This window comes from Stenotrophomonas thermophila (genome assembly GCF_001499715.1).
GTDB lineage: Bacteria > Pseudomonadota > Gammaproteobacteria > Xanthomonadales > Xanthomonadaceae > Stenotrophomonas > Stenotrophomonas hibiscicola.
The window spans coordinates 158,268-182,101 of sequence record NZ_CVIW01000012.1; the positions used below are offsets into that span (position 1 = coordinate 158,268).

Below are 23,834 nucleotides of genomic sequence, written 5' to 3' on the forward strand. Positions count from 1 at the left end.
ATCATGTCCCGAGTGCCTACCCTGCCGCTGCTGTTGACCCTGTCGCTGCTGCCGGCCGTCCCGGCGCTGGCGCAGAGCGCAGCGCCCGCGCCTGCTGCACGCCCTGCGCCGGGCGCCACGCTGCCTGCGTGGGAGCAGCTGAGCGAATCCCAGCGTGAGTCCCTGCTGGCGCCGCTGCGCGACCGCTGGAACAGTGCCGATGCGGGCCAGCGCCAGCGCATGCTCTCGCATGGGCAGCGCTGGCAATCGATGAGCCCGGAGGAACGCGACAAGGCCCGCCGCGGCCTGCGCCGCTTCGAGCACATGAGCCCGGAACAGCGCGAGCAGGCACGCGCCCTGTTCGGGCAGATGCGCGACATGCCGCCGGCACAGCGCGACGCGCTGCGCGAGCGCTGGTCGCAGATGACGCCGGAGCAGCGCAAGGACTGGGTGCGCGACAACCCGCCGCCGGCGAAGCCGCGGTAAGGCCCCGGGGACGGGGTCAGAGCCCTTTGCTGATGCAACGGGATCCGACCCCGGGATGACCCGCCGCACGTTCGGGGTCAGATCCCTTGTCATTCACGCCTGCCAGCGGGTCTTCGCCAGCAGCTCGTCGTCCCAGTCGAACCCGAGCTGGCCTTCGCGCACGAACAGCGCAACGAAGTTGAGCAGGTTGCGCGCATACATCTCGCTGGCCTGCGTCGCACCGCGACTGGCCAGGCCCAGCGGGCCATCGATGGTCACGCCCTGGTGCTCGATGCACTGCCCCGGCCGGGTCAGTGCACAGTTGCCGCCGCTCTCGGCGGCCAGATCGACAATCACGCTGCCGGTGGCCATGCCTTCCACCATCGCGGCAGTCACGATCGTCGGCGCCGGGCGACCCGGTACGGCGGCCGTGCAGATCACCACGTCCACGCCACGCAGGTGGTCGGACAGCCGACGCTGCTGCTCGGCGCGCTCGTCATCGGTCAGCGCCCGCGCGTACCCGCCCTCGCCGGCCGCACTCACGCCAAGATCGAGGAAGCGTGCACCCAGTGACTGGATCTGCTCGCGGGTTTCAGGGCGCACGTCGAAGCCTTCCACCTGTGCACCGAGACGGCGTGCGGTGGCGATGGCCTGCAGGCCCGCCACGCCGGCGCCGATGACCAGCACCTTGGCCGGGCGCACGGTACCGGCGGCAGTGGTCAACATCGGGAAGAAGCGCGGCGCGCGCTCGGCGGCGATCAGCGCCGCCTTGTAGCCGGCCATGCCGGCCTGCGAGCTGAGTACATCCATCGCCTGCGCACGGGTGGTGCGCGGCAGCTGCTGCAGCGGGAACAGGTACAGGCGGTCGCTGTCCGCCAGCGCCGCCAGCGCCGGATCACTGGCCGGGGTCAACAGGCCGACCACGCTGGCCCCGGGCTTGAGCTGCTCCAGCACTGCCGCCGCAGGTGCCTGCACGCACAGCAGGATATCGATCTCGGCCCAGCACCCTGCATCAAAGACGCGTGCGCCGGCATCGTCATAGGCCGCATCGGTGAAGCCGGCGGCCAGGCCGGCGCCCGCCTCATACCAGACGGCAATGCCCATGGCCCCGAGCTTGCGCGCGGTTTCCGGCGTCAGCGCCACGCGCCGTTCGCCCGGCGCGGTCTCCTTGATCCCCAGCAACGCCACGGCCATGCAGGTCCCCGCTGATCGGTGAGTTTTCCCGATCCTAGCAGGCGGCCACGGCTCAGTGCAGCGTTGCGCTGCCCGGGTCCAGCCGATCGATCACACCCTGCATCGCGCTGTCGAAGGCGCCATCGTCAACGTGGGCACGCAGGCGGCCCAGCCGCACCATCACCGCCAGTTCTTCCGGCGAGGCCACGCAGAAGCGCACGCCACGACGGTTGACGAACAACAGACGCGAGGAAATCGGGCTGACCCAGGACAGCTTGCCGGCCTGGACCTTGCCGTCCTTGTCGACGAAATCCAGCCAGTTGCCGATTTCCATGCGGCGGAAGCGGTCGGCATCGGCGTTGTCGAAATCGTCGGCGTCGATCTGCCCGCCGAGCTCGACCGCTGGCGATTCAGCCACCGGCGGTACCGGCAACGCGACCTGCGGCAGCTCCGGCAGCGCGCGCTGCAGCTCCGGCCGCGATTCGGCAATGCCCTGCAAGGTGTCATGCAGGGCATCAATGGCGCCGGTGGCGGCATCACCGTGCACGCCAACGCTGCCGAACACCTTGGCCAGCGCCGGCTGCCAGGCCTGCAGCCATGGCTTGCCGACGATCTGGCGGCGCGCCTCGGCCACTTCCTCCAGCAAGCCGTCGCCCAGGCTCAATGCCTCGGCCACCGAGGCGCCTTCTTCGCCCTCGCGCAGCAGCGCCAGGGTCAGGTGGTGCTGCCACGGCTGGCGCAGGAATTCGGCAATGGCCGGCGGCAGGCTGGCATCGCCGATACGGCGGTCCAGCTCGGCGCCGGCGCGGGTGCGGGCCATTTCCAGTTTTTCCTGGCCGCGCTGCGTTTCGGCGGCACGGCGCTCGGCGATTTCCACGCGGCGGCGATGCTGCACCAGGAACTCGCGGAATTCCTCTTCCAAGGTCAGGAAGATCGCCAGGTTCTCGTTGAACTCGGCCACCAGCCGTTCGATGATCTCCTCGACCTTGGCCATCAGCATGCGCTCGGCCTGGCTCTCGCCGGTGTTGCCCTCGCAGGCCTCCGCCAGCGAGTTGAGCAGCTTGCGCGCCGGATGGGTCTTCTGCACGAACATCCGGCGGTCGAGCATCGCCACCTTGACGAAGGGCACCACCAGGCGGCCGATCAGCTCGCGCGAGCGGCCTTCCAGTTCGCGCTCGTCCAGCATCACGTCGAACAGCATGCCCACCAGGTCGATCGCATCCTCGTCCTGCGGGTCCAGCCGGGTCTGGCCCGGATCGACGCCCAGCCGGGTCGCGCTGGACAGTACTTCACTCTTCAACCGCTGCGCCAGGGATTCGCCGTCCTCGCCGATGGCCGCGCGCAGGGTGGCGCTGGGCGTGGCCTGCAGCAGTGACAGCACCGACATCATCTCGCGCTGGCTCAACGGGCGATGCTGGCCGACCGCGACCTGCGCGGCCGAGGTGGCATCCTCGCGAACGTGACGGGTCTGCTGCAGCAGCTCATGCAGGGCCTCCAGCAGCATGCCCTGCTGGCCGGCATACGCCTCGCCGTTGCCGGCATCGTCGCCCCCGAGATGCTGCTGCATGTGGCCACGGCGCTCGGACCAGCGCGCGGCGAAGCGCTGCGCCCAGGCCGGCGCGGCCTGCTCATCATCGCTGAACTCGGATTCCAAGCCCGCCGCGTGGCGCGGCTCGACCAGATCATCCGCCCCCGCCGCCATGCGCGGGTCGGGCGCGGCCGACAATGGACGCCGCGGGGCCCCCACCTGCGACATCACGCCAGCGGCGGCCAGCTGCTCGTCCAGCTTCTCGTAGATGCGGCCCACCGGCGCGCGCAGGTCGCGCTCGCACAGCTTGATCAGCACCAGGTGCACTTCCGGCGCCAGCTCGCAGCCGGCAAAGGCCTCGTGGATGGCCACGCCCAGGTGTTCGGGGCTGACCGGGTTGTGGTCGGCATCCAGCTCGGCGCCGCCGATCAGGCGGCCCAGGCGCCGGTCCAGCCGCGCCAGCACCGGCTTGAAGTCGCGCAGCAGCACGGTGGCGAAATTGCGCACCGCCAGCCGCGATTCCAGTACATGTTCGGCCAGCAGGCTCAGGCCATCTTCGGCAGGACCGGACAGGGTCGCCTCGGCCGACAGCGGCTCGCCGCTGGCGAGCGCGTCCCAAGCCCGCTGCAGATGGCCGGCGAAGGCACCGGCGATGTCCTCGCGGCGGCGGCGCAGTTCACGCATCGCATCCAGGAACAGCAGCTGCGACGAACCGGCATTGCCGGCGCGGTCGAACAGTGCGTCGTCGAAACGCGCCAGTGCGGCCCCGAAAACCTGGCACAGCGCGGGCAGGACCATGTCCCGGGCACGCTGCAACTGGACCGGGTCACGACCCGGCGATCCCATCGGTGTGGGCGCGCTCATCATTCGGGAAGGCTCCCCACCTTCTCTGGTACGACAGTCAGCATGGACATCGCGGCGGCCGGCACACCCCATGTACCGGTACGTCGATGGTAGGCCGGCCAGCCCGTCACGGACAGTGAAACAGTCCTCACTTCAAACCTCATGACCGGCGGCCCGGCAAGATGGATATCGTAAGCCGTGCAAGGCCCACGAGGCGAGAGCAGGCGGCCGTCCCTTTCCCGCCAGTGGCATGATGTTCATCACAGTTTGGTATTCAGGGGCTGGACGCGACCCAGACGGCGTCTTCGACCACCCCGACTATAATCAAATGCCCGTGATGACCGGTTCAGACTCCATGCCCGACCCCACTGCCCTGCTTGCCCTGGATGCCCGCCGCTCGGTGCCCTCGCGGCAATTGGGCGAGCCCGGCCCGGACCCGGCAACCCTGCAGCGCATGCTGGCCTCGGCCGTACGCGTGCCCGACCACGGCAAGCGGGTACCGTTCCGCTTCCTGAAGATCGCCGGCGATGCACGTCACACTCTGGGCAACTTCCTGGCCGAGCGCAGCCGCCAGCGCGACCCGCATGCCGGCGAGGCGGTATTCGAGAAGGACCGCCAGCGTTTCAGTCATGCCCCGCTGGTGATCGTGGTGGTGGCCAGCCCGCGCCCGGACCCGAAGGTCCCCGAACAGGAGCAGCTGATGACCGCCGGCTGCGTCTGCTTCGCCCTGCTGCAGGCCGCACAGGCGCTGGGCTTCGGCGCGCAGTGGCTGACCGCCTGGATGGCCTTCGACCCCGCCGTGCACGCCTACCTGGGCCTGGCCGAGGGCGAGAGCGAGAGCGTCGCCGGTTTCATCCATATCGGTACGCCGAAGGCCGCCGTACCCGAGCGCGAGCGTCCGGACCCGGCCGCGCTGCTGCGCGACTGGACGCCGCCGGCATGAGCCTGCCGGCAGCGCCGCCTTCGCTGTACCTGGTCGATGCCAGCATCTACGTGTTCCGCGCCTGGCACTCGCTGCCGGACCAGTTCCAGGACGCGCAGGGCTGGCCGACCAATGCCGTGCACGGTTTCGCCCGCTTCCTGCTGGACCTGCTCGAGCGCGAGCGCCCGCAGCACATCGCCATCGCCTTCGATGAAGCGCTGGACAGCGGCTTCCGCCACCGCCTGTACCCGGCCTACAAGGCCAACCGTGATCCGGCACCGGAAGCACTCAAGCGGCAGTTCGTGCACTGCAAGGCGTTATGCGCGGCGTTGGGCCTGGCGGTGCTGGCGCACCACGAATACGAGGCCGACGACCTGATCGGCAGCGCCCTGCACGTTCACCGCAGCAGCCATCGCGGCGTGATCATCTCCGCCGACAAGGACCTGTCGCAGCTGCTGGCCGACCATGACGAGCAGTGGGACTATGCGCGCAACCAGCGCTGGAACGTGGCCGGGGTGAAGGCGCGGCACGGCGTGCACGCGCACCAGATTGCCGACTACCTGGCGCTGTGCGGCGATGCGGTGGACAACATTCCCGGTATCAGTGGCGTGGGCAGCAAGTCCGCCGCCGTGCTGCTGGCCCATTTCGGCAGCATGGATGCACTGTACGAACGCCTGGACGAAGTGCCGTTCCTGCGCCTGCGCGGCGCCGCCCAGATGGCGGTGCGCCTGCGCGAGCAGCGCGAGCACGCCCGGCTCTGGCGCCAGCTGACCACCATCGCGCTGGACGCGCCGCTGGAAGGCAGCCAACCCGGCCTGCTGCGCCAGGCGGCCGACCCGGAACTGCTCGGTGGCCTGTGCCAGACCCTTCGATTCGGCCCGATGACCCGCCGCCGGCTGTTCGATGCCGCTGGCGTGGCCGACCCTCTTCCCACCCACAGCGAGCCCGCATGAGCCAGCGCAATACCGAAGCCCCGCGTGTCGTCTATGAAGGCAAGTACCAGCGCATGGTCGTGCGCGGTACCTGGGAATACAGCGAACGCACCCACGCCGGCGGCCTGGCGGCGATCATCATCGCCGTCACCCCGGAGGACAAGGTGCTGTTCGTCGAACAGTTCCGTGTACCGCTGCAGGCCCCCACCATCGAGATGCCGGCCGGCCTGGTCGGCGACATCCACGCCGGCGAATCGATTGAAGTCTCGGCCGTGCGCGAGCTCGAGGAAGAAACCGGCTGGACCGCCGATCACGCCGAAGTGCTGCTGATCGGCCCGACCTCTTCCGGCGCCAGCAGCGAGAAGATCGCCTTCGTGCGCGCCACCGGCCTGCGCCGGATCGGCGAAGGGGGTGGCGACGACAGCGAGGACATCATCGTCCACGAGATTCCGCGCAGTGAGGCAGCGGCCTGGCTGGTGCAGAAGATGGGCGAAGGCTACGAGCTGGACGCCAAGCTCTGGGCCGGGCTGTGGATGATCGAGCATCACCTGGACGGACGCCCGCGTGGCTGACGCCGACCTGCATGCGCTGCCGGCGCTGCTCGGCGCCGACGACCCGGCGATCTACACCCTCCACCGGCCGCAGGGTGCGTCGCCGTACCTGCTGCTGGCCGACCACGCCGGCCAGCAGGTGCCGCGTGCCCTCGCAGGCCTGGGCTTGCCGCAGGCCGAACTGGACCGCCATATCGGCTGGGACATCGGCATTGCCGGCACCACTCGTGCACTGGCCGAACGGCTGGATGCCTGGGCGATCGAACAGACCTACTCGCGGCTGCTGATCGACTGCAACCGACCGCTGGCCTCGCCGACGCTGATTCCGGAAGTGAGTGACCACACCGTGGTGCCGGGCAATGCCGGGCTGTCGGCGGCACAGCGGCAGCAGCGCATCGATGCGATCCACGCACCGTACCACGCCCGCATCGATGCGGAACTGGACGCGCGGCGCGCCGCCGGCCGCCCCACCCTGCTGGTGATGATGCACAGCTTCACCCCTGTGATGAACGGCGCGCAGCGACCGTGGCACGCCGGCGTGCTGTACCACCAGGACACGCGCTGTGCGCATGCCCTGCTGCAGGCACTGCGCGATGAAGGCGACCTGGTGGTGGGTGACAACGAACCGTATTCGGTCAGCAGTACCAGCGACTACGCGGTACCGGTGCATGGCGAAGGCCGTGGGCTGGTGCACGTGGAACTGGAGATCCGCCAGGACCTGATCGCCGATGCCGCCGGGCAGCAGGCGTGGGCAGAGCGGCTGGCGCGGATCTTCAGCGCGTTGCAGCCGCAGTTGCTGGCGCTGGGTTGAATGCGCGTGGATCCATTCCGGATCGGTAGTGCCGGCCGCTGGCCGGAAACCTCAGGGTAGTTGGATCAATGTGTTTGCCGGCCAGCGGCCGGCACTGCCACAGGCGCGGCACATCCACCCACGGCAGCGCCTTCAATCATGCCTCGTTGGCCTGGCAGACGGTGGCGGCCGATTCGGCCGGCGCCGGGCGCAGGCCCAGCGCGATCACCACGCCGAACAGTGAAAACAAGGCGGCACCGTATTCGGCGCGCACCAGCCCGGCCAGTGCACTCGGCGAACCGGCTGCACCCGCATGCGCATTGGCCACCATCACCAGCACCGCCAGGCCCAGCGCACCACCGATCTGCTGCGCGGTCGCCGCCATGCCAGATGCAACACCCTGCTGTGCGGACGGCACGCCCTGCCCGGCCACGATCCACATCGAGGTCCAGGTCATGCCCTGGCCGATGCTCAGCACTACCACGCCGGGCAGCAGCGGCCAGAAGTTCGAGGCGTGCGGGAGTGTTGCTGCGACCCAGGCGATGCCAACGGCACCGGCCAGCTGGCCGAGCACCAGCACCTTGCGTGCACTCCAGCGCTTCAGCGCCCACTCCGCCAGCTGGATGCCGACCGTGCACACCGCCGTCGCCGGCAGGAATGCCAGGCCGGCCTGCAGCGGGCCCCAGCCGTAGCCGTCCTGGAAGTACAGCGCCATGAAGTAGTACTGCACCCCATAGCTGCTCATGAAGGCGAAGGTCAGGCCCAGTGCCGCGCGCAGTCCGGGCAGCCGCAGCAACGCGAACTGCATCAGCGGATCGCGGCTGCGCTGTTCGATCTGCACGAACGCCACCAGCAGCAGCACCGACAGCAGCAGGCAGCCCAGCGTGGCCGGCGCAGTCCAGCCCCACTCCGGCCCTTGCACGAGGGTAGTGACCAGCAGACTGCCGCCGGCAGTGACGGTGAGGCAACCGGCCAGATCGAAGGAACGGCCCTGCAGACGCGGGCCATCGGCCGGCAACCACGCGCCCGCAGCGACCGCGCAGGTGGTGGCCAGTGGCACGATCACTGCCAGCACCGCCGGCCAGCCGAACGCCTGGGTCAGCACGCCACCGAGCAGCGTGCCCAGCGCCAGGCCCACCGCGCTGGCCATGCTCCAGATCGCAAGTGCGCGGTTGCGCACCGGACCTTCCGCATACAACGTGTTGATCAGCGCCAGCGTGGCCGGGAACAGCAGTGCCGCGCCGATGCCCTGCGCCGCACGCGCGATGATCAGCAGGGTGGCGTTCGGCGCCAGCGCGCCGAGCAGCGACGCCAGTGCGAACAGCAGCATGCCCAGCCGGTAGAAGCGGCGACGGCCGATCAGGTCGGCGGCACGGCCACCCAGCAGCAGGCTGCCGCCGAAGGCCACGGTGTAGGCACTGACGACCCATTGCAGCTGCTGTGCGTTGATCTGCAGCGCGCGCCCCATGTCGTGCAGGGCGACGAAGATGATGGTGGCATCCAGGGCGATGATCAGCTGGGCGGTGGCCAGCAGGGCCAGCGCCCAGCGCGGGTACTTGAGGGGAGGCATCGACGGTCCGGTGCTGTGGGGGAGCGCAGTCTCATTGATGCGACCGAATCAATAAACCCCCTACCAGCCATATCTGTCATGATTTTCAGCATGAATGGAACCTCGATGGACCTCAATGCCGTGCGCATGCTGGTGCAGGTGGCCGAAGCACGCAGTTTCACCGTCGCCGCCGGGCAGCTGGGCCTGAGCCAGTCAGGCCTGTCGCGCGCGATCAGTCGGCTGGAGGCCACGCTGGGGGTGAAGCTGCTGCAGCGAAACACCCGCAACGTGGCACTGACCCCGGATGGTCGTCAGTTCGTCGATCAGGTCGCTCCGCTGCTGTGCGGTCTCGAGGACGCCGAACGCCAGTTGGCCGACCGTCCGTGCACACCCTCGGGCACTCTGAAGATCAGTGCGCCCTCGATGTTCGGGCGCAAGGTGCTGGTACCGCTGCTGGGGCCGATGCTGCAGCAGCACCCGCATCTGCAGGTGGAAGCCGTGCTCAACGACCGCCTGGTCGATCTGGTCGAGGAAGGCTTCGATGCCGCGCTGCGCACCGGCGTCATCGCCGACCAGCGCATCGTCGCGCGGCCACTGCGGCCGCTGCGCTGGGTGACGGTGGCCAGCCCCGGCTACCTGGCCCGCTGTGGCGCACCGGACGATGTGGCGGCGTTGCAGGGCCACGCGTGCCTGGCCGTGCGCAACCTGCGCAGTGGCCGGCTGGTGGACTGGCAGTTCCTGCAGGACGGGCAACTGCGCGAGTTCACGCCGCCGACGCGAATGGTGTTCGACAGCGGCGATCCGCTGGTGGAAGCGGCCATCGCCGGCATCGGCATCGTGCAGGTGATGGATTTCGCGGTGGCCGATGCGTTGGCCGACGGCCGCCTGCAGCGCGTGCTGCAGCCGTTCGAGGGACGCAGCCGCGCGCTGTCACTGATCTACCCGCCGTCGCGCCAGCATTCGCCGAAGCTGCAGGCGCTGGCCGACGCGTTGCTGGCCGGGGACTGGTAAATCCACGCCATGCGTGGATGAGGGTTTCACGAAGGAGCAGCCAGGCATGGCCTGGCTCTACTGGTCGGTAGCGCCGCAACGCACAGTAGATCCACGCCATGCGTGGATGAGGCCGGTAGCGCCGGGCGATGCCCGGCACTGATGGTGAAGCATTGCCGGCCAGCGGCCGGCACTACCGATCAGGCGAAGCTATCGGTCGCGCGCACCAGCGCGTCCACGTTCTCGGCCTCGAACGCCGAATGGCCCGACGCCGGGGTGATTTCCAGCTTTGCCTTCGGCCATACCTTGGTCAGGTCCCAGGCGTTGGCCAGCGGGCAGACCACGTCATAGCGGCCGTGCACGATCACGCCCGGGATGTCGGCGATGCGGTGCGCGTCGCGCAGCAACTGGTCTTCCACCTCGAAGAAGCCGCCGTTGACGAAGTAGTGGTTCTCGATGCGGGCAAACGCCAGCGCAAAATGCGGGTCTTCGTGGCTGTTGATGAAGTCATCATCGACATGCAGGAAGCTGGTCGCACCTTCCCACACTGCCCACGCCTTGGCCGCTTCCAGGCGGGTGGCTTCGTCTTCGCTGGTCAGGCGGCGGTGGAAGGCCGAGATCAGGTCATGGCGTTCCACCGACGGGATCGGCTTGAGGTAATGCTCCCACGCATCCGGGAACAGGCGGTTGGCACCTTCCTGGTAGAACCACTCCAGCTCCCAGCGACGCAGCATGAAGATGCCGCGCAGGACCAGTTCGGTCACGCGCTGCGGATGGGTTTCGGCATAGGCCAGGGCCAGGGTCGAACCCCAGCTGCCGCCGAACACCTGCCAGCGATCGACCTTCAGGTGCTCGCGCAGCTTCTCGATATCGGCAACGAGGTCCCAGGTGGTGTTGTCCACCAGATCCGCGTGCGGGGTGGAGCGACCAGCGCCGCGCTGGTCGAACAGGATGATGCGGTACTTCGACGGGTCGTGGAACTGGCGCATCTTGTCGCTGCAGCCGCCACCCGGGCCACCATGCAGCATCACCACCGGCTTGCCGTCCGGGTTGCCGCACTGCTCGAAGTACAGCGTGTGGCGGTCGTCGACCTTCAGGGTGCCGACGTCGTAGGGGGTGATGGCGGGGTACAGCGTACGCATGCTTGCAGCTCCAGGGTGATGCCCTGCCGGGGCAGGAGAACCTCCATTCTAGGCCGGACGCCGGCCCAGGGTGATGCGGTCGCGCTGCTCCAGGTCCTGTGCGGTCTGCACCTCGACAAATCCCGCCGCGTCGAACAGCGCACGGATCGCCGCGCCCTGGTCCCAACCGTGCTCGATCAACAGCCAGCCCTCGGTCCGCAGGTGGGCCTGGCCACCGTCGACGATACGGCGGATGTCATCCAGGCCATCCGGACCCGAGGCCAGTGCGGTGGCCGGCTCGAAGCGCAGGTCACCCTGCTCCAGATGCGGATCGTCGCTGGCGATGTACGGCGGGTTACTGGCAATCAGATCAAAACGCGCGCCCTGCAGCGGCGCATACCAGTCGTGCCCGCCTTCGGCGAAGTGGACGTTGCGCAGATCATGGCGGGCGGCATTGCGCGCGGCCACGGCCAGCGCGCCCGGGCTGGCGTCGGTGGCCAGCACCTGCGCCTGCGGCCGTTCGCTGGCCAGTGCCAGTGCAATCGCACCACTGCCGGTGCCCAGGTCGGCCAGCTGCAGCGACTGGTCTGGCGGCAGGCGCTCCAGCGCCAGCTCGACCAGCAGCTCGGTTTCTGGACGCGGGATCAGCGTGGCCGGGTCGACCTCCAGGTCCAGCGTCCAGAATCCGCGACGGCCGGTCAGGTAGGCCACCGGCTCACCGGCCACGCGGCGGGCCAGCAACGCCTCGAAGGCGGCCTGGTCATTGGCGGCCAGCGGATCGGTGGCGTGCGCGAACAGCCAGCTGCGCGGGCGGTCCAGTACATGCAGCAGCAGCAGTTCCGCCTCGTGGCGGGCGTCGATGCTGCCCAAGCGAGCACTGGCGTCGGCTACGACCTGACGCAGGGTGGGTTGGGCTTGAAAGGACATGCTGCAATTGTAGAGCCGAGCCTGTGCTCGGCTGCTTCTGGAGCAGCCGAGCACAGGCTCGGCTCTACAAAACCGGAATCCGTTCAGGTTCCGCCGGGCGGGATAAGGAGGGACTATCGGCCCCAAGCAGCGGCCTGGCGAGATTTCCCTTGTCACACAGGCAATTGCAGGATGGCGATGGCCAGGTTCAGTGCCTGCTAAGGGTTCTTCGATAGACTCCATCTATCGAATAGATGCAATCAATGGATTGTTCTTATCGCGAGCGAATGGGTAACCTAGCTCCTGTCGATTCACCCACTCCCCTTCACCAAGAGGAAAAATGATGTCCCTCATCAATACCCAGATCCAGCCGTTCGAAGCCAACGCCTACCACAACGGCGAGTTCATCAAGGTTTCCGACGCCAGCCTGAAGGGCCAGTGGTCCGTCCTGATCTTCATGCCGGCCGCCTTCACCTTCAACTGCCCGACCGAGATCGAAGACGCAGCTGACCATTACGCCGAGTTCAAGAAGGCCGGTGCCGAGGTTTACATCGTCACCACCGATACCCACTTCTCGCACAAGGTGTGGCATGAGACCTCGCCGGCCGTCGGCAAGGCCCAGTTCCCGCTGGTCGGCGACCCGACCCACCAGCTGACCAACGCCTTCGGCGTGCACATTCCGGAAGAAGGCCTGGCCCTGCGCGGCACCTTCATCATCAATCCGGAAGGCGTGATCAAGACCCTGGAGATCCACTCCAACGAGATCGCCCGTGACGTTTCCGAAACCCTGCGCAAGCTGAAGGCTGCCCAGTTCACCGCCGCCAACCCGAACCAGGTGTGCCCGGCCAAGTGGAAGGAAGGCGAGAAGACCCTGACCCCGTCGCTGGACTTGGTCGGCAAGATCTAAGGCAGTACCGGCCTGCCGTGGCCCCACGCCGCGGCGCGCCCTTCATCCCCGTGCCGGTCACCCCGCCGGCGTGGGGGTGAACCCAAGACAGCCAACGCTCGCCCGCCTTGGCCAGCCAGCCCCTTCCACGGTCGCTGTCTTGGGTTCACCCCTACCCCCAGCTGGTCCGCTACCTTCTATAGCGGTGCCACGCCCCCTGTTTGCCTGAAGCCAGGAGATGACCCGATGTTGGACGCCAACCTGCAGTCGCAGCTGAAGACCTATCTGGAACGCGTGACCCGCCCGATCCAGATCACCGCGCACGCCGACGATGGCGCCAAGTCGCAGGAAATGCTGGACCTGCTGCAGACCCTGGAGAGCCTGTCGGACAAGATCTCGCTGCAGGTGCTGCGCGATGGGCAGGGCCGCGTGCCGTCCTTCGACCTGGGCACCCCGGGCCAGGACATCCACCTGACCTTCGCCGGCCTGCCGATGGGCCACGAGTTCACCTCGCTGGTGCTCGCCCTGCTGCAGGTCGGCGGCCACCCGTCCAAGGCCACCGCCGAGCTGATCGAGCAGGTGCAGAACCTGGAAGGCGAGTACAGGTTCGAAACCTACTTCTCGCTGTCCTGCCAGAACTGCCCGGACGTGGTGCAGGCGCTGAACCTGGCCGCGGTGCTCAACCCGCGCATCCAGCACGTGGCCATCGATGGCGCCCTGTTCCAGGACGAAGTCGAGAAGCGCGAGATCATGTCGGTGCCGACCGTGTACCTCAACGGTGAAGTGTTCGACCAGGGCCGCATGACCCTGGAGCAGATCGTGGCCAAGCTGGACACCAACGCCAGCAAGCGCGATGCCGAGAAGATCGCCGCCAAGGATGCTTTCGACGTACTGGTGGTCGGTGGTGGCCCGGCTGGCGCCGCAGCGGCGATCTACGCCGCACGCAAGGGCATCCGCACCGGCATCGCCGCCGAGCGTTTCGGTGGCCAGGTGCTGGACACCATGGCCATCGAGAACTTCATTTCGGTGAAGGAGACTGAAGGCCCGAAGCTGGCCACGGCGCTGGAACAGCACGTGCGCGAGTACGAGGTGGACATCATGAACCTGCAGCGCGCAAGTGCGCTGGTGCCGGCCGGCGAAGACGGCCTGGTGCAGGTGCAGCTGGAGAACGGTGCGGTGCTGAAGTCGCGTTCGGTGATCCTGTCCACCGGCGCACGCTGGCGGCAGATGAACGTGCCGGGCGAAGACCAGTACCGCAACAAGGGCGTGGCCTACTGCCCGCACTGCGATGGCCCACTGTTCAAGGGCAAGCGCGTGGCGGTGATCGGCGGCGGCAATTCCGGCGTGGAAGCGGCCATCGATCTGGCCGGCATCGTGTCGCATGTAACCCTTCTGGAGTTCGATTCCAGCCTGCGTGCCGACGAAGTGCTGCAGAAGAAGCTGCGCAGCCTGGCCAACGTGACGGTGCTGACCAGCGCACAGACCACCGAAGTGCTGGGCGACGGCAGCAAGGTCACCGGCCTGGTGTACAAGGACCGCATCGGCGGCGATGCCCACCGCGTCGAGCTGGAAGGCATCTTCGTGCAGATCGGCCTGCTGCCCAACACCGAGTGGCTGAAGGATGTGGTGGCGCTTTCGCCGCGTGGCGAGATCGTCATCGATGACCGCGGCCAGACCAACCTGCCGGGCGTGTTCGCTGCTGGCGATTGCACGACGGTGCCCTACAAGCAGATCATCATCGCCATGGGCGCCGGTTCCACCGCCGCACTGAGCGCGTTCGACCACCTGATCCGCTCGTCGGTGAGCAACAGCAGCGGTGCCGTTGCTGAAGCGGCCTGATCCACCGTTCCCAGATCACCGGGAACATTGTCTGCCTGTCGGGTAACCACGCCGTCAGCCGGTCCGTTACCCCTGGGGTGTAAGGATGAACCTACGTGATCTGAAGTACCTGGTAGCCCTGGCCGACCACAAGCATTTCGGCCGGGCTGCCGCGTCCTGCTTTGTCAGCCAGCCGACGTTGTCCACGCAGATCCGCAAGCTGGAGGAAGAGCTCGGCCTGCCCCTGGTGGAACGCGCACCGCGCAAGGTGATGCTGACCCCGGCGGGCCAGGAAGCAGCAGCACGGGCGCGGGTGATCGTGTCCGAAGTGGAACAGCTGAAGGAAGCCGCGCGACGCAGCCGCGATCCGGAAGCCGGCACGGTGCGCCTGGGCATCTTCCCGACCCTCGGCCCGTACCTGCTGCCGCATGTGATCCCGCGCATCCGCGAGCGCTTCCCGGAGCTGGAACTGCTGCTGGTCGAGGAAAAGAGCGACGTGCTGCTGGACCGCCTGCGCGAAGGCAAGCTGGATGCTGCGTTGCTGGCGCTGCCGGTGGTGGACGACCAGCTGCATGCCGAGTTCCTGTTCGAGGAGCCGTTCCTGCTGGCCGTCTCCGGGCGCCACCCGTTGGCCCGTCGTGAACATCTGGACGTGCAGGAACTGGCGACGCAGAAGCTGCTGCTGCTGGAAGACGGGCATTGCCTGCGCGACCAGGCGCTGGAAGTGTGCCGCCTGTTCGGCGCCAATGAGAAGTCCGAATTCCGCGCCACCAGCCTGGAAACCCTGCGGCAGATGGTCGCCGCCGACGTCGGCATCACCCTGCTGCCAAGTCTGTCGGTGCAGCCGCCGGTGCCGCGCTCGAACAACATCCGCCTGCTCGATTTCACCGGCGAGGGCCGTCCCAGCCGCCGCATCGCCATGATCTGGCGTCGCAGCTCGGCCATGAACGACTTCCTGATGGAGCTGGCCGACCAGTTCAAGCGCCTGCCGCAGGCGCTGTTCACCTTGGATGCGCTGAACGCCACGTCCGATGCGGCATCCCTGCCCGGCCCGGCGCTGAACGGCTGAACCCCTGCAGCATCGGCCCGGAATCGGCAGGAGTCGATTCCGGCCGCATTTGTCCCCACAATACAGACAGGCGGCGCCAGCAGGTGCCGCCTTTTGCATGGCTTTCAACCAAGGAGCTTCACCATGAGTACCGCCAGCGGCCTGCCGCCGTCGATCACCGTTTCTACTTTCGACATGGACCGCCTGGACGCCATGCTCGAATCCCCCGCGCTGAGCCAGACGCCTGCCGCGCTCGCGCTTGCTGAAGAACTCAACCGGGCCACCGTGATGGCACCGGACCAGATTCCCGAAGGCATCGTCATGATGCATTCGCGCGTGGAATGCGAAGATGAAGTGTCGGGCGAAAAGCACGTCCTGACCCTGGTCTTCCCCCGCGAAGCCAACGTCGATGAAGGCAAGGTCTCCGTGCTGGCCCCGGTCGGCAGTGCCCTGCTCGGCCTTTCGATCGGCCAGAGCATCGACTGGAACGCGCCCGGTGGCCGGAAGCTGCGCCTGCGCGTGACCGCGGTCCATAACGACCGCCCCTGATTACCGCTGCGCACCGCGCGCGATTCGATTCCCTTGCACCAGGAGCCGCAATGAGTACCCCGTCCAAACTGTCCCAGCTGCGTGAACTGTCCGTGGTCGTCGCCGATACCGGTGACTACGAGGCCATCAAGCGCCTGCAGCCGGTGGACTGCACCACCAACCCGACCCTGGTGAAGAAGGCTCTGGACCTGCCGGTCTACGCCGAGCTGATCGAACGCGAACTGGCCTGGGGCCGCCAGCAGGGTGGCGACCGCGAAGCCGTGGTGCACGCGGTGGCCGACCGCCTGACCATCGGCGTCGGCGCGCTGCTGAGCACGCTGGTGCCGGGCCGGGTATCCACCGAGGTGGATGCCGACCTGGCTCACGACACCGCGGCCACCGTGGCCAAGGCCCGCCAGTTCATCCAGATGTACGCCGACGCCGGCGTGCCGCGCGAGAAAATCCTGATCAAGATCGCCGCGACCTGGGAAGGCGTGGAAGCCGCGCGCATCCTGCAGGCCGAAGGCATCGACTGCAACCTGACGCTGATCTTCAACCCGACCCAGGCGCTGGCCTGCAGCGAAGCCGGCGCGTTCCTGATCTCGCCGTTCGTCGGCCGCATCCTCGACTGGTACGTGGCCAACGGCCAGACCCCGGCCACCATCGACGAAGACCCGGGCGTGAAGTTCGTGCGCGGCGTGTACGCCGAATTCAAGCGTCGCGGTTCGCCGACGGTGGTGATGGGCGCCTCGTTCCGTTCGACCGCGCAGATCGAAGCACTGGCCGGCTGCGACCGCTTGACGATCTCGCCGGACCTGCTGGAGAAGCTGGACGCCGACCACGGCGAGCTGCCGCGCAAGCTGGTGGCCGGTGCGGCCGATGGCACGGCGGTGACGCCGATCGATGCGGCGAAGTTCACGGCGGATCTGGCGGCCGATCCGATGGCCACCGAGAAGCTGGCGACCGGCATCGAGGCGTTTGCCAAGGATCTGGAAGCACTGCGCGAGCGGATCCGCGCGGCACTGTGATTCCGGCCAACGGCTGAGCCCCTCGTGGCGGGGGGCTTGGTCGCGAAGAGCGGGTCATGTGGTTGGCAGGGTGGGTAGGCCGTGCAGGGGACGCTGCAAGTACGTCCCTGTAAGCTCGGTCGCCGCTTGCTCGTGTGCGCTGTCCTGCGCACACGGCAAGACCGGGGTTGGGCGTCCTGCCCAACCCGCCCGAGGCATGCCTCGGGCCCATGCGGCTCACGCCCCTGCACGGCCTACCCACCCTGCCTTCGACAGTTTCCTGCGGCCGCCCGCCACGGAAGAAAGAAAGAAGAGCAACAGCGGGTCGCGCGCTTCGCTTGCTCGGAGCCGAGCATGGCTCGGCTCTACAAGGGCAATGCAGAACCAAACAAAAAGGACGCGGCGAACGCCGCGTCCTTTTTGTTTTCCATCAGTTCGTCAGTAACCCAATGCTCTTTCTTACCGTCACCGGGAAACTGTCGGGGGTGGGGCGGTGTGGGTTGGCAGGACCGTTGGCGCCATGGATGGCGCCATCGAGCCCCCAGGGACGGGTTCACGGCGTGTCCTGCCAACCCACACCGCCCCACCCAACAAGCAGCAACCCAGAGCCGCTTTGGCTTTGGCTTTGGCTTTGGCTTTGGCTTTCAGCTGTTGACGTTGCCCGCCGCAGGCGGACCACCGCGCGTCAGCGCGGCGCCTCCACATCCAATCCGATCGGGCAGCTCACGCCGGTGCCGCCGATGCCGCAATAGCCGTTCGGATTCTTCGCCAGGTACTGCTGGTGGTAGTCCTCGGCGTAGTAGTACGCCGGTGCCGGGTACACGATCTCGGTGGTGATCGGGCCGTAGCCGGCCGCATCCAGCTGCGCCTGGTAGGCCTCGCGACTGGCCAGCGCGGCCTTGTACTGGCCCTCGTCGGTGGCATGGATCGCCGAACGGTACTGGGTGCCGGTGTCGTTTCCCTGGCGCATGCCCTGCGTCGGGTCATGGCTTTCCCAGAACAGCTGCAGCAGCCGTTCCAGGCTCACCACCGCCGGGTCGAACACCACCTGCACCACTTCGGTGTGGCCGGTCAGGCCCGAGCAGACCTCTTCATAGGTCGGGTTCGGCGTGATGCCACCTGCATAGCCGACCGACGTGCTGTACACGCCCGGCTCGGTCCAGAACTTGCGCTCGGCGCCCCAGAAACAGCCCAGCGCGAAGCGGATCTGCTGCAGGCCGGCGAAACGGTCCTTCAGCGGATGGCTGTTCACGAAGTGCTGGTTGCTGTGCAGCGGCAACGGCTGCTCGCGTCCCGGTAGCGCCTCTTCCGGGCGCGGCAGGCGCTGCTTGAAGGCCCCGATGCCGAGGATGCCCTGGCCAATTCCCAACATGATGCGCTCCTACGCCGGAAGGCCGGCTATGTCGTCTGCATCTGAAATGGGGGCGTCCGGCGCGTGGCCCAAGTCCAGCGCGGCCACGATGTCCTCGGCCTGCGGGCGTGCCGCATCGGGTATACCGACCCGCAGCACACCAAACAGCGGCAGCTCGCCCATGCCGCCCAGCAATGACTCGCCAAATACAAAAGCGGGAATGCCGGCGTCTTCCAGCGCGTGCTTGACCAGGTGGGCGTCGAACAGGTTGTCGGCCTTGTACACGATGTGCATGCGGCGGCTCCGTGGGACAGGGTTCCAGCATACGCCCGCCCCGTCCCGGTAGCGCCGGGCAATGCCCGGCGGGTTGCCGCCGCGCTCGCCGGGCGTGGCCCGGCGCTACCGATCCGGACCGGGCAACCCCGCCCGGTACGCGCTAGACTGTTGGTCTTTCTGCCCTTTTTTCGCCCCAGACTCATGTCCGAGCACACCCCCGCCAGCCCCGAGACCCCCGCCGACAGCCACGAAAAGCGCGATTTCATCCGCCAGATCGTGCGCGAGGACCTGGCCAGCGGAAAGCACCAGGCGATCAAGACCCGCTTCCCGCCGGAGCCGAACGGCTACCTGCACATCGGCCATGCCAAGTCGATCTGCCTGAACTTCGGCATCGCCGGCGAGTTCAGCGGCGTCTGCAACCTGCGCTTCGACGACACCAACCCGGCCAAGGAAGATCCGGAGTACGTGGCGGCGATCCAGGACGACGTGCGCTGGCTGGGCTTTGAGTGGAACGAGCTGCGCCATGCTTCAGACTACTTCCAGGCCTATTACCTGGCCGCCGAGAAGCTGATCGAACAGGGCAAGGCCTATGTCTGCGACCTGTCGGCCGAGGAAGTGCGCGCCTACCGCGGCACCCTGACCGAGCCGGGCCGTCCGTCGCCGTGGCGCGACCGCAGCGTCGAAGAGAACCTCGACCTGTTCCGCCGCATGCGCGCCGGTGAATTCCCGGATGGCGCGCGCACCCTGCGCGCGAAGATCGACATGGCCAGCGGCAACATCAACCTGCGCGATCCGGCGCTGTACCGCATCAAGCACGTCGAGCACCAGAACACCGGCAGCGCGTGGCCGATCTACCCGATGTACGACTTCGCCCACGCGCTGGGTGATTCGATCGAGGGCATCACCCACTCGCTGTGCACGCTGGAGTTCGAAGACCACCGCCCGCTGTACGACTGGTGCGTGGACAACGTCGACTTTGCCCATGACGATGCGCTGACCCAGCCGCTGGTCGATGCCGGCCTGCCGCGCGAAGCGGCCAAGCCGCGCCAGATCGAGTTCTCGCGCCTGAACATCAACTACACGGTGATGAGCAAGCGCAAGCTGATGGCGCTGGTCACCGAACAGCTGGTGGACGGCTGGGACGACCCGCGCATGCCGACCTTGCAGGGCCTGCGCCGCCGTGGTTATACCCCGTCTGCGATGCGCCTGTTTGCCGAGCGCGTGGGCATCAGCAAGCAGAATTCGCTGATCGACTTCAGCGTGCTGGAAGGCGCACTGCGCGAGGACCTCGACAGCGCCGCCCCGCGCCGCATGGCGGTGGTCGATCCGGTCAAGCTGGTGCTGACCAACCTGCCGGAAGGCCACGAAGAACTGCTGACCTTCAGCAACCACCCGAAGGACGAGAGCTTCGGCAGCCGTGAAGTTCCGTTCGCCCGCGAAGTGTGGATCGACCGCGAGGACTTCGCCGAAGTGCCGCCGAAGGGCTGGAAGCGCCTGGTGCCGGGCGGCGAAGTGCGATTGCGCGGCGCCGGCATCATCCGCTGCGATGAAGTGATCAAGGATGCCGACGGCACCATCACCGAACTGCGCGGCTGGCTGGATCCGGAATCGCGCCCGGGCATGGAAGGCGCCAACCGCAAGGTCAAGGGCACCATCCACTGGGTCAGCGCCGTGCATGGCGTGCCGGCCGAGATCCGCCTGTACGACCGCCTGTTCTCGGTGCCGAACCCGGATGATGAATCGGAAGGCAAGACCTACCGCGATTACCTCAATCCGGAATCGCGCCGCACCGTCACCGGCTATGTCGAGCCGGCCGCGGCCAGCGCCGCGCCGGAGCAGTCGTTCCAGTTCGAACGTACCGGCTACTTCGTCGCCGACCGCCGCGACCACACCGAAGCCAAGCCGGTGTTCAACCGCAGCGTGCCCCTGCGCGATACCTGGTCGGCCTGAGGACCTGCGCGGGCGCCAGCATGGCGCCCGCACGCCATCGACAATGATCACCGCCCTCTCCGTCCTGTTCTGGTTCATCTCGCAGCATCCGCTGCTGACGTTCTTTGCAGCGATGGTGCTGGCCGGGCTGGTCTCGTGGTGGCGGCGCTTTCCGGGCTACGCCATCGTGGTGTTCCCGCTGGCGATGCTCAACATGTTCCTCGGCCACTTCCTCAACGCCACCTTCCTCAACATGGTGGGCGAGCGCGGTGAAGCGGTGATCGTCAAGGCCGAGCGAACCAGCTCCACGCTCAACGAACAGTACATCTGGCGCTACGAAGGGGTGCTGCGTACCGCCGAGGGCCGCGACGTGGACGTGGTGTTCCACACCAACACCGCTTCGCTGTGGCCGCTGGAAAACGCCATCCGTATCCCGGCGCGCGACCAGCCGTTCGTGGTCAAGTACACGCCGGGCTTCCCACGCAACTTCGTCATCCTCACCAATGAATCCCCGCACGGCGTCGCCCAGGCCCGGGCCAGCGCGCGCGAGCGGGTGGAGGTGGCGGCACGCAAGCTGCATTTCAGCCCGGGCAATGCCGAGTTCCGCGCGGACTATCGCCGCGAGCTGGAAACCTGGCTGCGCGATCACGGCAACGATCCGCAGCAGCAATCCGACGCGCAGCGATATCGCGCCGAGCTCGACGCGCTCGACCATTAGATTTTCCAGGCCCTGCCTGGATGTTCCACCCCATCCACCGCCAGGCCTGACATGACCACGACCTCCGCTGCCCTCCTCCCGCTGCTGCAGCAGGTCCTTCAGGACGCCGGCACCGCCAGCCGCGTCGACGGCAACGCGCTGCTGCTGGACAGCGGCCTGCGCCTGACCCCGCATGCAATGGCCGCACACGCGCGCGACAACGGTGGTTGGCAGACCTCCACCGTCATTGAAAGCCAGCATCCGCAGTTGTTCGCCGATGGCCTGTTCGAGTACCAGCACGCAAATGGTGCCGATGAGCAGGCATCGCTGCTGTCCGGCTTCCAGGCCTGGGCCCGGGTGGACCTGGTGACCCTGCAGACCGCGATCGGCGCCCGAGACGCACAGGGCCTGCCGATGATGGGCCTGACCTATCCGGCCGGTGATAATGGCGAGGAACACGAGCGCACCGTGGTGCTGGGGCCGTTGGCGCACTACCGTGCACAGGAAGTGGATGCCTCCACCTGCAGCGAAGACGATCATGGCTCCTGCCCCTGCTGCCTGTTCACGCGCAGCATCGATGCATTCGATGCGCTGCTGAAGACGCGTTCTTTCCTGGCCATCCGCCTGTTCGCCTCGCGCGATGCCGATGGCCTGTGCGAGGCCGATTGCCGGGTCAACGGCCACGACTTCGCCGCCGCCCTGCCCCTGCTGCGCGCCTACGCGGCCAGCTGGCCGCAGGCAGGGCTGGAATTCCGCAAGCAGTACGTGGTGGTCCGCACCGGCTCGCCAGGCTGACCCACGCCCACACCCGATACAGGCCGGTGCGGCTACACTGCGCGCCGGTTCCCCAAGCAACCGCACTTTTTTCCATCCCACACGAGGCACCCCCGCGATGCTGTACGCGCAAGTCCACCTGACCCTTCCCGCCTGGATCCACGACCAGATCGACCTGGATCGTCGATATCCGGGCGACGAGGCCAAGGTCGCGCTGGCGATCGAGCTGTCGCGGCTGAACGTCGAGCACGCCAGTGGCGGCCCGTTCGGTGCGGTGGTGTTCGGCCCGGACGACAAGGTCATCGCCGCTGGCGTGAACCGGGTGATGCCGCACGCGACTTCGCTGGCGCACGCCGAGAACATGGCCTACATGCTGGCCCAGCAGCGCCTGCAGACCCCGCGCCTGAACGCGGTGCTGTCGCCGGTCACCCTGGCCACCAGCTCGCAGCCCTGCTGCCAGTGCTACGGCGCCACCGTCTGGGCCGGCATCGACCGGCTGCTGATCGGTGCCAGTGCGGCCGACGTCGAGGAACTGACGCCGTTCGACGAAGGCCCGCTGCCGGCCGACTGGGTGGGCGAACTCAACAAGCGTGGCATCGAAGTGGTACAGGGCCTGAACCGCGACGCCGCGCGCAGCGTGCTGCGCGCCTATGGGGAAAGCGATGGCGCCCGTTACTGAGACCGGCATCGGCCTGCTGTGCCTGTGCCGGCAGGGCTTCGAGCCCGAGCTGGCCGGCGAGCTGCAGTTCCGCGCCGGTGAAGCCGGTTTCGCAGGTTATGCGCGTACCCAGCGCAATGACGGCTACGTGCTTTTCATGTGCGACGAAGCCGCCGCGCTGGCGCCGCGCCTGCGCTGGCGCGAGCTGATCTTCGCGCGGCAGAAGCTGGTCGTGCTGGCCGAGCTGCCGCAGCTGGACCCGAGCGATCGCATCACCCCGATGCTGGAGGTGCTGGCCGATGCGCCGCGCTTCGGCGACCTATGGGTGGAGCACCCCGATTCGGACGCTGGCAAGCCGCTGTCCGGGCTGGCGCGAGCCTTTGGCAACGCGCTGCGCCCGGCGCTGCGCAAGGCCGGCAAGCTGACTGACAAGCCGAACAACCGCCTGCCGCGCCTGCACGTGGTGTTCGTCGACGGCACCCATGCCTTCGTCTGCGTGGCCGACCCGGCCGACAGCGCGCCGTGGGCACTGGGCATCCCGCGCCTGAAGCTGCTGCCCGAAGCGCCTTCGCGTTCGGCGCTGAAGCTGGACGAAGCCCTGCTGACCCTACTGATGCCGGAGGAGCGTGAAGCGCTGGCCAAACCCGGCATGCGTGCGGCCGACCTGGGCGCCGCCCCCGGCGGCTGGACCTGGGTGCTGACACGCCAGCACATGCACGTTCTGAGCATCGACAACGGCCCGTTGCGCCAGCATGTGCTGGACACCGGCCTGGTCGAGCACCTGCGCGCCGATGGTTTCCACTGGCACCCCGAACAGCCGCTGGACTGGATGGTCTGCGACATGGTCGAGCAGCCGCGCCGCGTGGCCGAACGCATGGCCACCTGGTTCCGCGAAGGGTGGTGCAGGCACGCCATCTTCAATCTGAAGCTGCCGATGAAGAAGCGCTGGGACGAAACCCGCCTGTGCCTGGACCTGTTCCAGGACCAGGCCGGCACGCCGCTGGTGGTACGCGCCAAGCAGCTCTATCACGACCGTGAGGAGATCACGGTATTGGCCTCGCCGCTGCGCTGAGGAACATGCCCGCCGGGCATGGGCCCGGCGCTACCGAGGAA

General features: G+C 67.7%; 23 protein-coding genes. 16 read left to right on the forward strand and 7 right to left on the reverse strand.

Annotation, left to right across the window (positions count from 1 at the left end; genetic code table 11):
• Positions 1-3 precede the first annotated feature (3 nt).
• The gene (locus tag BN1263_RS07480; RefSeq protein ID WP_058980365.1) at positions 4-465 is read left to right on the forward strand and encodes a DUF3106 domain-containing protein; all 462 of its coding nucleotides are present in this window, start codon (positions 4-6) and stop codon (positions 463-465) included.
• 93 nt (positions 466-558) lie between these two features.
• Here the strand turns inward: BN1263_RS07480 and BN1263_RS07485 are convergent, their stop codons facing one another.
• Positions 559-1,638, reverse strand: a complete 1,080-nt coding sequence (locus BN1263_RS07485; RefSeq protein WP_058980366.1) for an NAD(P) transhydrogenase subunit alpha — start codon at positions 1,636-1,638, stop codon at positions 559-561.
• Between the two features lie 52 nt (positions 1,639-1,690).
• The gene (gene pacR, locus BN1263_RS07490; protein ID WP_058980367.1) at positions 1,691-4,012 is read right to left on the reverse strand and encodes a PacR family protein; all 2,322 of its coding nucleotides are present in this window, start codon (positions 4,010-4,012) and stop codon (positions 1,691-1,693) included.
• Between the two features lie 331 nt (positions 4,013-4,343).
• Between pacR and BN1263_RS07495 the strand changes: the two genes are divergently transcribed.
• From BN1263_RS07495 to BN1263_RS07510, 4 genes are read left to right on the forward strand one after another with little or no spacing between them, the layout of a single operon-like run.
• On the forward strand, positions 4,344-4,931 hold the full coding sequence (locus tag BN1263_RS07495) for a nitroreductase family protein (RefSeq protein ID WP_058980479.1): 588 nt from the start codon (positions 4,344-4,346) through the stop codon (positions 4,929-4,931).
• Positions 4,928-5,863: a 5'-3' exonuclease gene (locus tag BN1263_RS07500; RefSeq protein ID WP_058980368.1), complete on the forward strand. Its 936-nt coding sequence runs from the start codon at positions 4,928-4,930 to the stop codon at positions 5,861-5,863. The genes BN1263_RS07495 and BN1263_RS07500 overlap by 4 nt, the downstream gene beginning before the upstream one ends.
• A complete protein-coding gene (locus BN1263_RS07505) occupies positions 5,860-6,414 on the forward strand; it encodes an NUDIX hydrolase (protein ID WP_019661142.1) in 555 nt (184 codons plus the stop codon). The genes BN1263_RS07500 and BN1263_RS07505 overlap by 4 nt, the downstream gene beginning before the upstream one ends.
• Positions 6,407-7,204: an N-formylglutamate amidohydrolase gene (locus BN1263_RS07510; protein ID WP_058980369.1), complete on the forward strand. Its 798-nt coding sequence runs from the start codon at positions 6,407-6,409 to the stop codon at positions 7,202-7,204. Before BN1263_RS07505 ends, BN1263_RS07510 begins: the two co-directional genes overlap by 8 nt.
• A gap of 136 nt (positions 7,205-7,340) precedes the next feature.
• On the opposite strand, the gene BN1263_RS07515 is transcribed toward BN1263_RS07510, so the two are convergent.
• A complete protein-coding gene (locus BN1263_RS07515; RefSeq protein ID WP_058980370.1) occupies positions 7,341-8,753 on the reverse strand; it encodes an MFS transporter in 1,413 nt (470 codons plus the stop codon).
• 105 nt (positions 8,754-8,858) lie between these two features.
• On the opposite strand from BN1263_RS07515, the gene BN1263_RS07520 reads away from it, so the two are divergent.
• A complete protein-coding gene (locus BN1263_RS07520) occupies positions 8,859-9,743 on the forward strand; it encodes a LysR family transcriptional regulator (protein WP_058980371.1) in 885 nt (294 codons plus the stop codon).
• A 179-nt stretch (positions 9,744-9,922) separates the two neighbouring features.
• Here the strand turns inward: BN1263_RS07520 and pip are convergent, their stop codons facing one another.
• Together pip and prmC are read right to left on the reverse strand one after the other, a co-directional pair.
• A complete protein-coding gene (gene pip / locus BN1263_RS07525; RefSeq protein WP_053462225.1) occupies positions 9,923-10,864 on the reverse strand; it encodes a prolyl aminopeptidase in 942 nt (313 codons plus the stop codon).
• A gap of 48 nt (positions 10,865-10,912) precedes the next feature.
• Positions 10,913-11,770 (reverse strand): peptide chain release factor N(5)-glutamine methyltransferase, encoded by an 858-nt coding sequence (prmC, locus tag BN1263_RS07530; protein ID WP_058980372.1) that lies wholly within the window; start codon positions 11,768-11,770, stop codon positions 10,913-10,915.
• A 322-nt stretch (positions 11,771-12,092) separates the two neighbouring features.
• Between prmC and ahpC the strand changes: the two genes are divergently transcribed.
• The 5 genes from ahpC (at position 12,093) to BN1263_RS07555 (ending at position 17,057) form a co-directional block, all read left to right on the forward strand.
• Positions 12,093-12,656, forward strand: a complete 564-nt coding sequence (gene ahpC / locus BN1263_RS07535) for an alkyl hydroperoxide reductase subunit C (RefSeq protein WP_005408159.1) — start codon at positions 12,093-12,095, stop codon at positions 12,654-12,656.
• A 225-nt stretch (positions 12,657-12,881) separates the two neighbouring features.
• Positions 12,882-14,474, forward strand: coding sequence for an alkyl hydroperoxide reductase subunit F (gene ahpF, locus BN1263_RS07540; RefSeq protein WP_058980373.1), 1,593 nt, complete (start codon positions 12,882-12,884; stop codon positions 14,472-14,474).
• Between the two features lie 85 nt (positions 14,475-14,559).
• Positions 14,560-15,522 carry a LysR substrate-binding domain-containing protein gene (locus tag BN1263_RS07545; protein WP_058980374.1) on the forward strand — a complete coding sequence of 321 codons (963 nt, stop codon included), beginning with the start codon at positions 14,560-14,562 and terminating at the stop codon, positions 15,520-15,522.
• Between the two features lie 123 nt (positions 15,523-15,645).
• Complete coding sequence (gene rnk / locus BN1263_RS07550; protein ID WP_019661134.1) at positions 15,646-16,050, forward strand: nucleoside diphosphate kinase regulator; 405 nt, start codon at positions 15,646-15,648, stop codon at positions 16,048-16,050.
• 50 nt (positions 16,051-16,100) lie between these two features.
• Positions 16,101-17,057: a transaldolase gene (locus BN1263_RS07555; RefSeq protein ID WP_058980375.1), complete on the forward strand. Its 957-nt coding sequence runs from the start codon at positions 16,101-16,103 to the stop codon at positions 17,055-17,057.
• Positions 17,058-17,721: 664 nt separating this feature from the next.
• Here BN1263_RS07555 and msrA read toward each other — a convergent pair.
• Together msrA and BN1263_RS07565 are read right to left on the reverse strand one after the other, a co-directional pair.
• Positions 17,722-18,387, reverse strand: a complete 666-nt coding sequence (gene msrA, locus BN1263_RS07560) for a peptide-methionine (S)-S-oxide reductase MsrA (protein ID WP_031270096.1) — start codon at positions 18,385-18,387, stop codon at positions 17,722-17,724.
• A gap of 30 nt (positions 18,388-18,417) precedes the next feature.
• A complete protein-coding gene (locus BN1263_RS07565; RefSeq protein WP_010481810.1) occupies positions 18,418-18,681 on the reverse strand; it encodes a putative signal transducing protein in 264 nt (87 codons plus the stop codon).
• 183 nt (positions 18,682-18,864) lie between these two features.
• Between BN1263_RS07565 and BN1263_RS07570 the strand changes: the two genes are divergently transcribed.
• From BN1263_RS07570 to rlmM, 5 genes are all read left to right on the forward strand, one after another.
• On the forward strand, positions 18,865-20,613 hold the full coding sequence (locus BN1263_RS07570; RefSeq protein WP_058980376.1) for a glutamine--tRNA ligase/YqeY domain fusion protein: 1,749 nt from the start codon (positions 18,865-18,867) through the stop codon (positions 20,611-20,613).
• Positions 20,614-20,656: 43 nt separating this feature from the next.
• Positions 20,657-21,310 carry a hypothetical protein gene (locus BN1263_RS07575; RefSeq protein ID WP_058980377.1) on the forward strand — a complete coding sequence of 218 codons (654 nt, stop codon included), beginning with the start codon at positions 20,657-20,659 and terminating at the stop codon, positions 21,308-21,310.
• A gap of 51 nt (positions 21,311-21,361) precedes the next feature.
• Entirely contained in the window at positions 21,362-22,084 is a 723-nt protein-coding gene (locus tag BN1263_RS07580) for a DUF6348 family protein (protein ID WP_058980378.1), read from the forward strand.
• A 97-nt stretch (positions 22,085-22,181) separates the two neighbouring features.
• On the forward strand, positions 22,182-22,742 hold the full coding sequence (locus BN1263_RS07585; protein ID WP_005415358.1) for a nucleoside deaminase: 561 nt from the start codon (positions 22,182-22,184) through the stop codon (positions 22,740-22,742).
• Positions 22,726-23,793, forward strand: a complete 1,068-nt coding sequence (rlmM, locus tag BN1263_RS07590; RefSeq protein ID WP_058980379.1) for a 23S rRNA (cytidine(2498)-2'-O)-methyltransferase RlmM — start codon at positions 22,726-22,728, stop codon at positions 23,791-23,793. The genes BN1263_RS07585 and rlmM overlap by 17 nt, the downstream gene beginning before the upstream one ends.
• The last annotated feature ends 41 nt before the right edge of the window (positions 23,794-23,834 follow it).

Bases quoted from the DNA above. Each gene is read 5' to 3' on its own strand.
- BN1263_RS07570 (WP_058980376.1), top strand. From the start codon at position 18,865: ATGTCCGAGCACACCCCCGCCAGCCCCGAGACCCCCGCCGACAGCCAC.
- pip (WP_053462225.1), bottom strand. From the start codon at position 10,864: ATGCGTACGCTGTACCCCGCCATCACCCCCTACGACGTCGGCACCCTG.
- BN1263_RS07500 (WP_058980368.1), top strand. From the start codon at position 4,928: ATGAGCCTGCCGGCAGCGCCGCCTTCGCTGTACCTGGTCGATGCCAGC.
- ahpC (WP_005408159.1), top strand. From the start codon at position 12,093: ATGTCCCTCATCAATACCCAGATCCAGCCGTTCGAAGCCAACGCCTAC.
- BN1263_RS07480 (WP_058980365.1), top strand. From the start codon at position 4: ATGTCCCGAGTGCCTACCCTGCCGCTGCTGTTGACCCTGTCGCTGCTG.
- BN1263_RS07580 (WP_058980378.1), top strand. From the start codon at position 21,362: ATGACCACGACCTCCGCTGCCCTCCTCCCGCTGCTGCAGCAGGTCCTT.
- prmC (WP_058980372.1), bottom strand. From the start codon at position 11,770: ATGTCCTTTCAAGCCCAACCCACCCTGCGTCAGGTCGTAGCCGACGCC.
- BN1263_RS07495 (WP_058980479.1), top strand. From the start codon at position 4,344: ATGCCCGACCCCACTGCCCTGCTTGCCCTGGATGCCCGCCGCTCGGTG.
- pacR (WP_058980367.1), bottom strand. From the start codon at position 4,012: ATGATGAGCGCGCCCACACCGATGGGATCGCCGGGTCGTGACCCGGTC.
- ahpF (WP_058980373.1), top strand. From the start codon at position 12,882: ATGTTGGACGCCAACCTGCAGTCGCAGCTGAAGACCTATCTGGAACGC.
- BN1263_RS07545 (WP_058980374.1), top strand. From the start codon at position 14,560: ATGAACCTACGTGATCTGAAGTACCTGGTAGCCCTGGCCGACCACAAG.
- rlmM (WP_058980379.1), top strand. From the start codon at position 22,726: ATGGCGCCCGTTACTGAGACCGGCATCGGCCTGCTGTGCCTGTGCCGG.
- BN1263_RS07565 (WP_010481810.1), bottom strand. From the start codon at position 18,681: ATGCACATCGTGTACAAGGCCGACAACCTGTTCGACGCCCACCTGGTC.
- BN1263_RS07555 (WP_058980375.1), top strand. From the start codon at position 16,101: ATGAGTACCCCGTCCAAACTGTCCCAGCTGCGTGAACTGTCCGTGGTC.
- BN1263_RS07485 (WP_058980366.1), bottom strand. From the start codon at position 1,638: ATGGCCGTGGCGTTGCTGGGGATCAAGGAGACCGCGCCGGGCGAACGG.
- rnk (WP_019661134.1), top strand. From the start codon at position 15,646: ATGAGTACCGCCAGCGGCCTGCCGCCGTCGATCACCGTTTCTACTTTC.
- BN1263_RS07575 (WP_058980377.1), top strand. From the start codon at position 20,657: ATGATCACCGCCCTCTCCGTCCTGTTCTGGTTCATCTCGCAGCATCCG.
- BN1263_RS07515 (WP_058980370.1), bottom strand. From the start codon at position 8,753: ATGCCTCCCCTCAAGTACCCGCGCTGGGCGCTGGCCCTGCTGGCCACC.
- BN1263_RS07585 (WP_005415358.1), top strand. From the start codon at position 22,182: ATGCTGTACGCGCAAGTCCACCTGACCCTTCCCGCCTGGATCCACGAC.
- BN1263_RS07520 (WP_058980371.1), top strand. From the start codon at position 8,859: ATGGACCTCAATGCCGTGCGCATGCTGGTGCAGGTGGCCGAAGCACGC.
- BN1263_RS07505 (WP_019661142.1), top strand. From the start codon at position 5,860: ATGAGCCAGCGCAATACCGAAGCCCCGCGTGTCGTCTATGAAGGCAAG.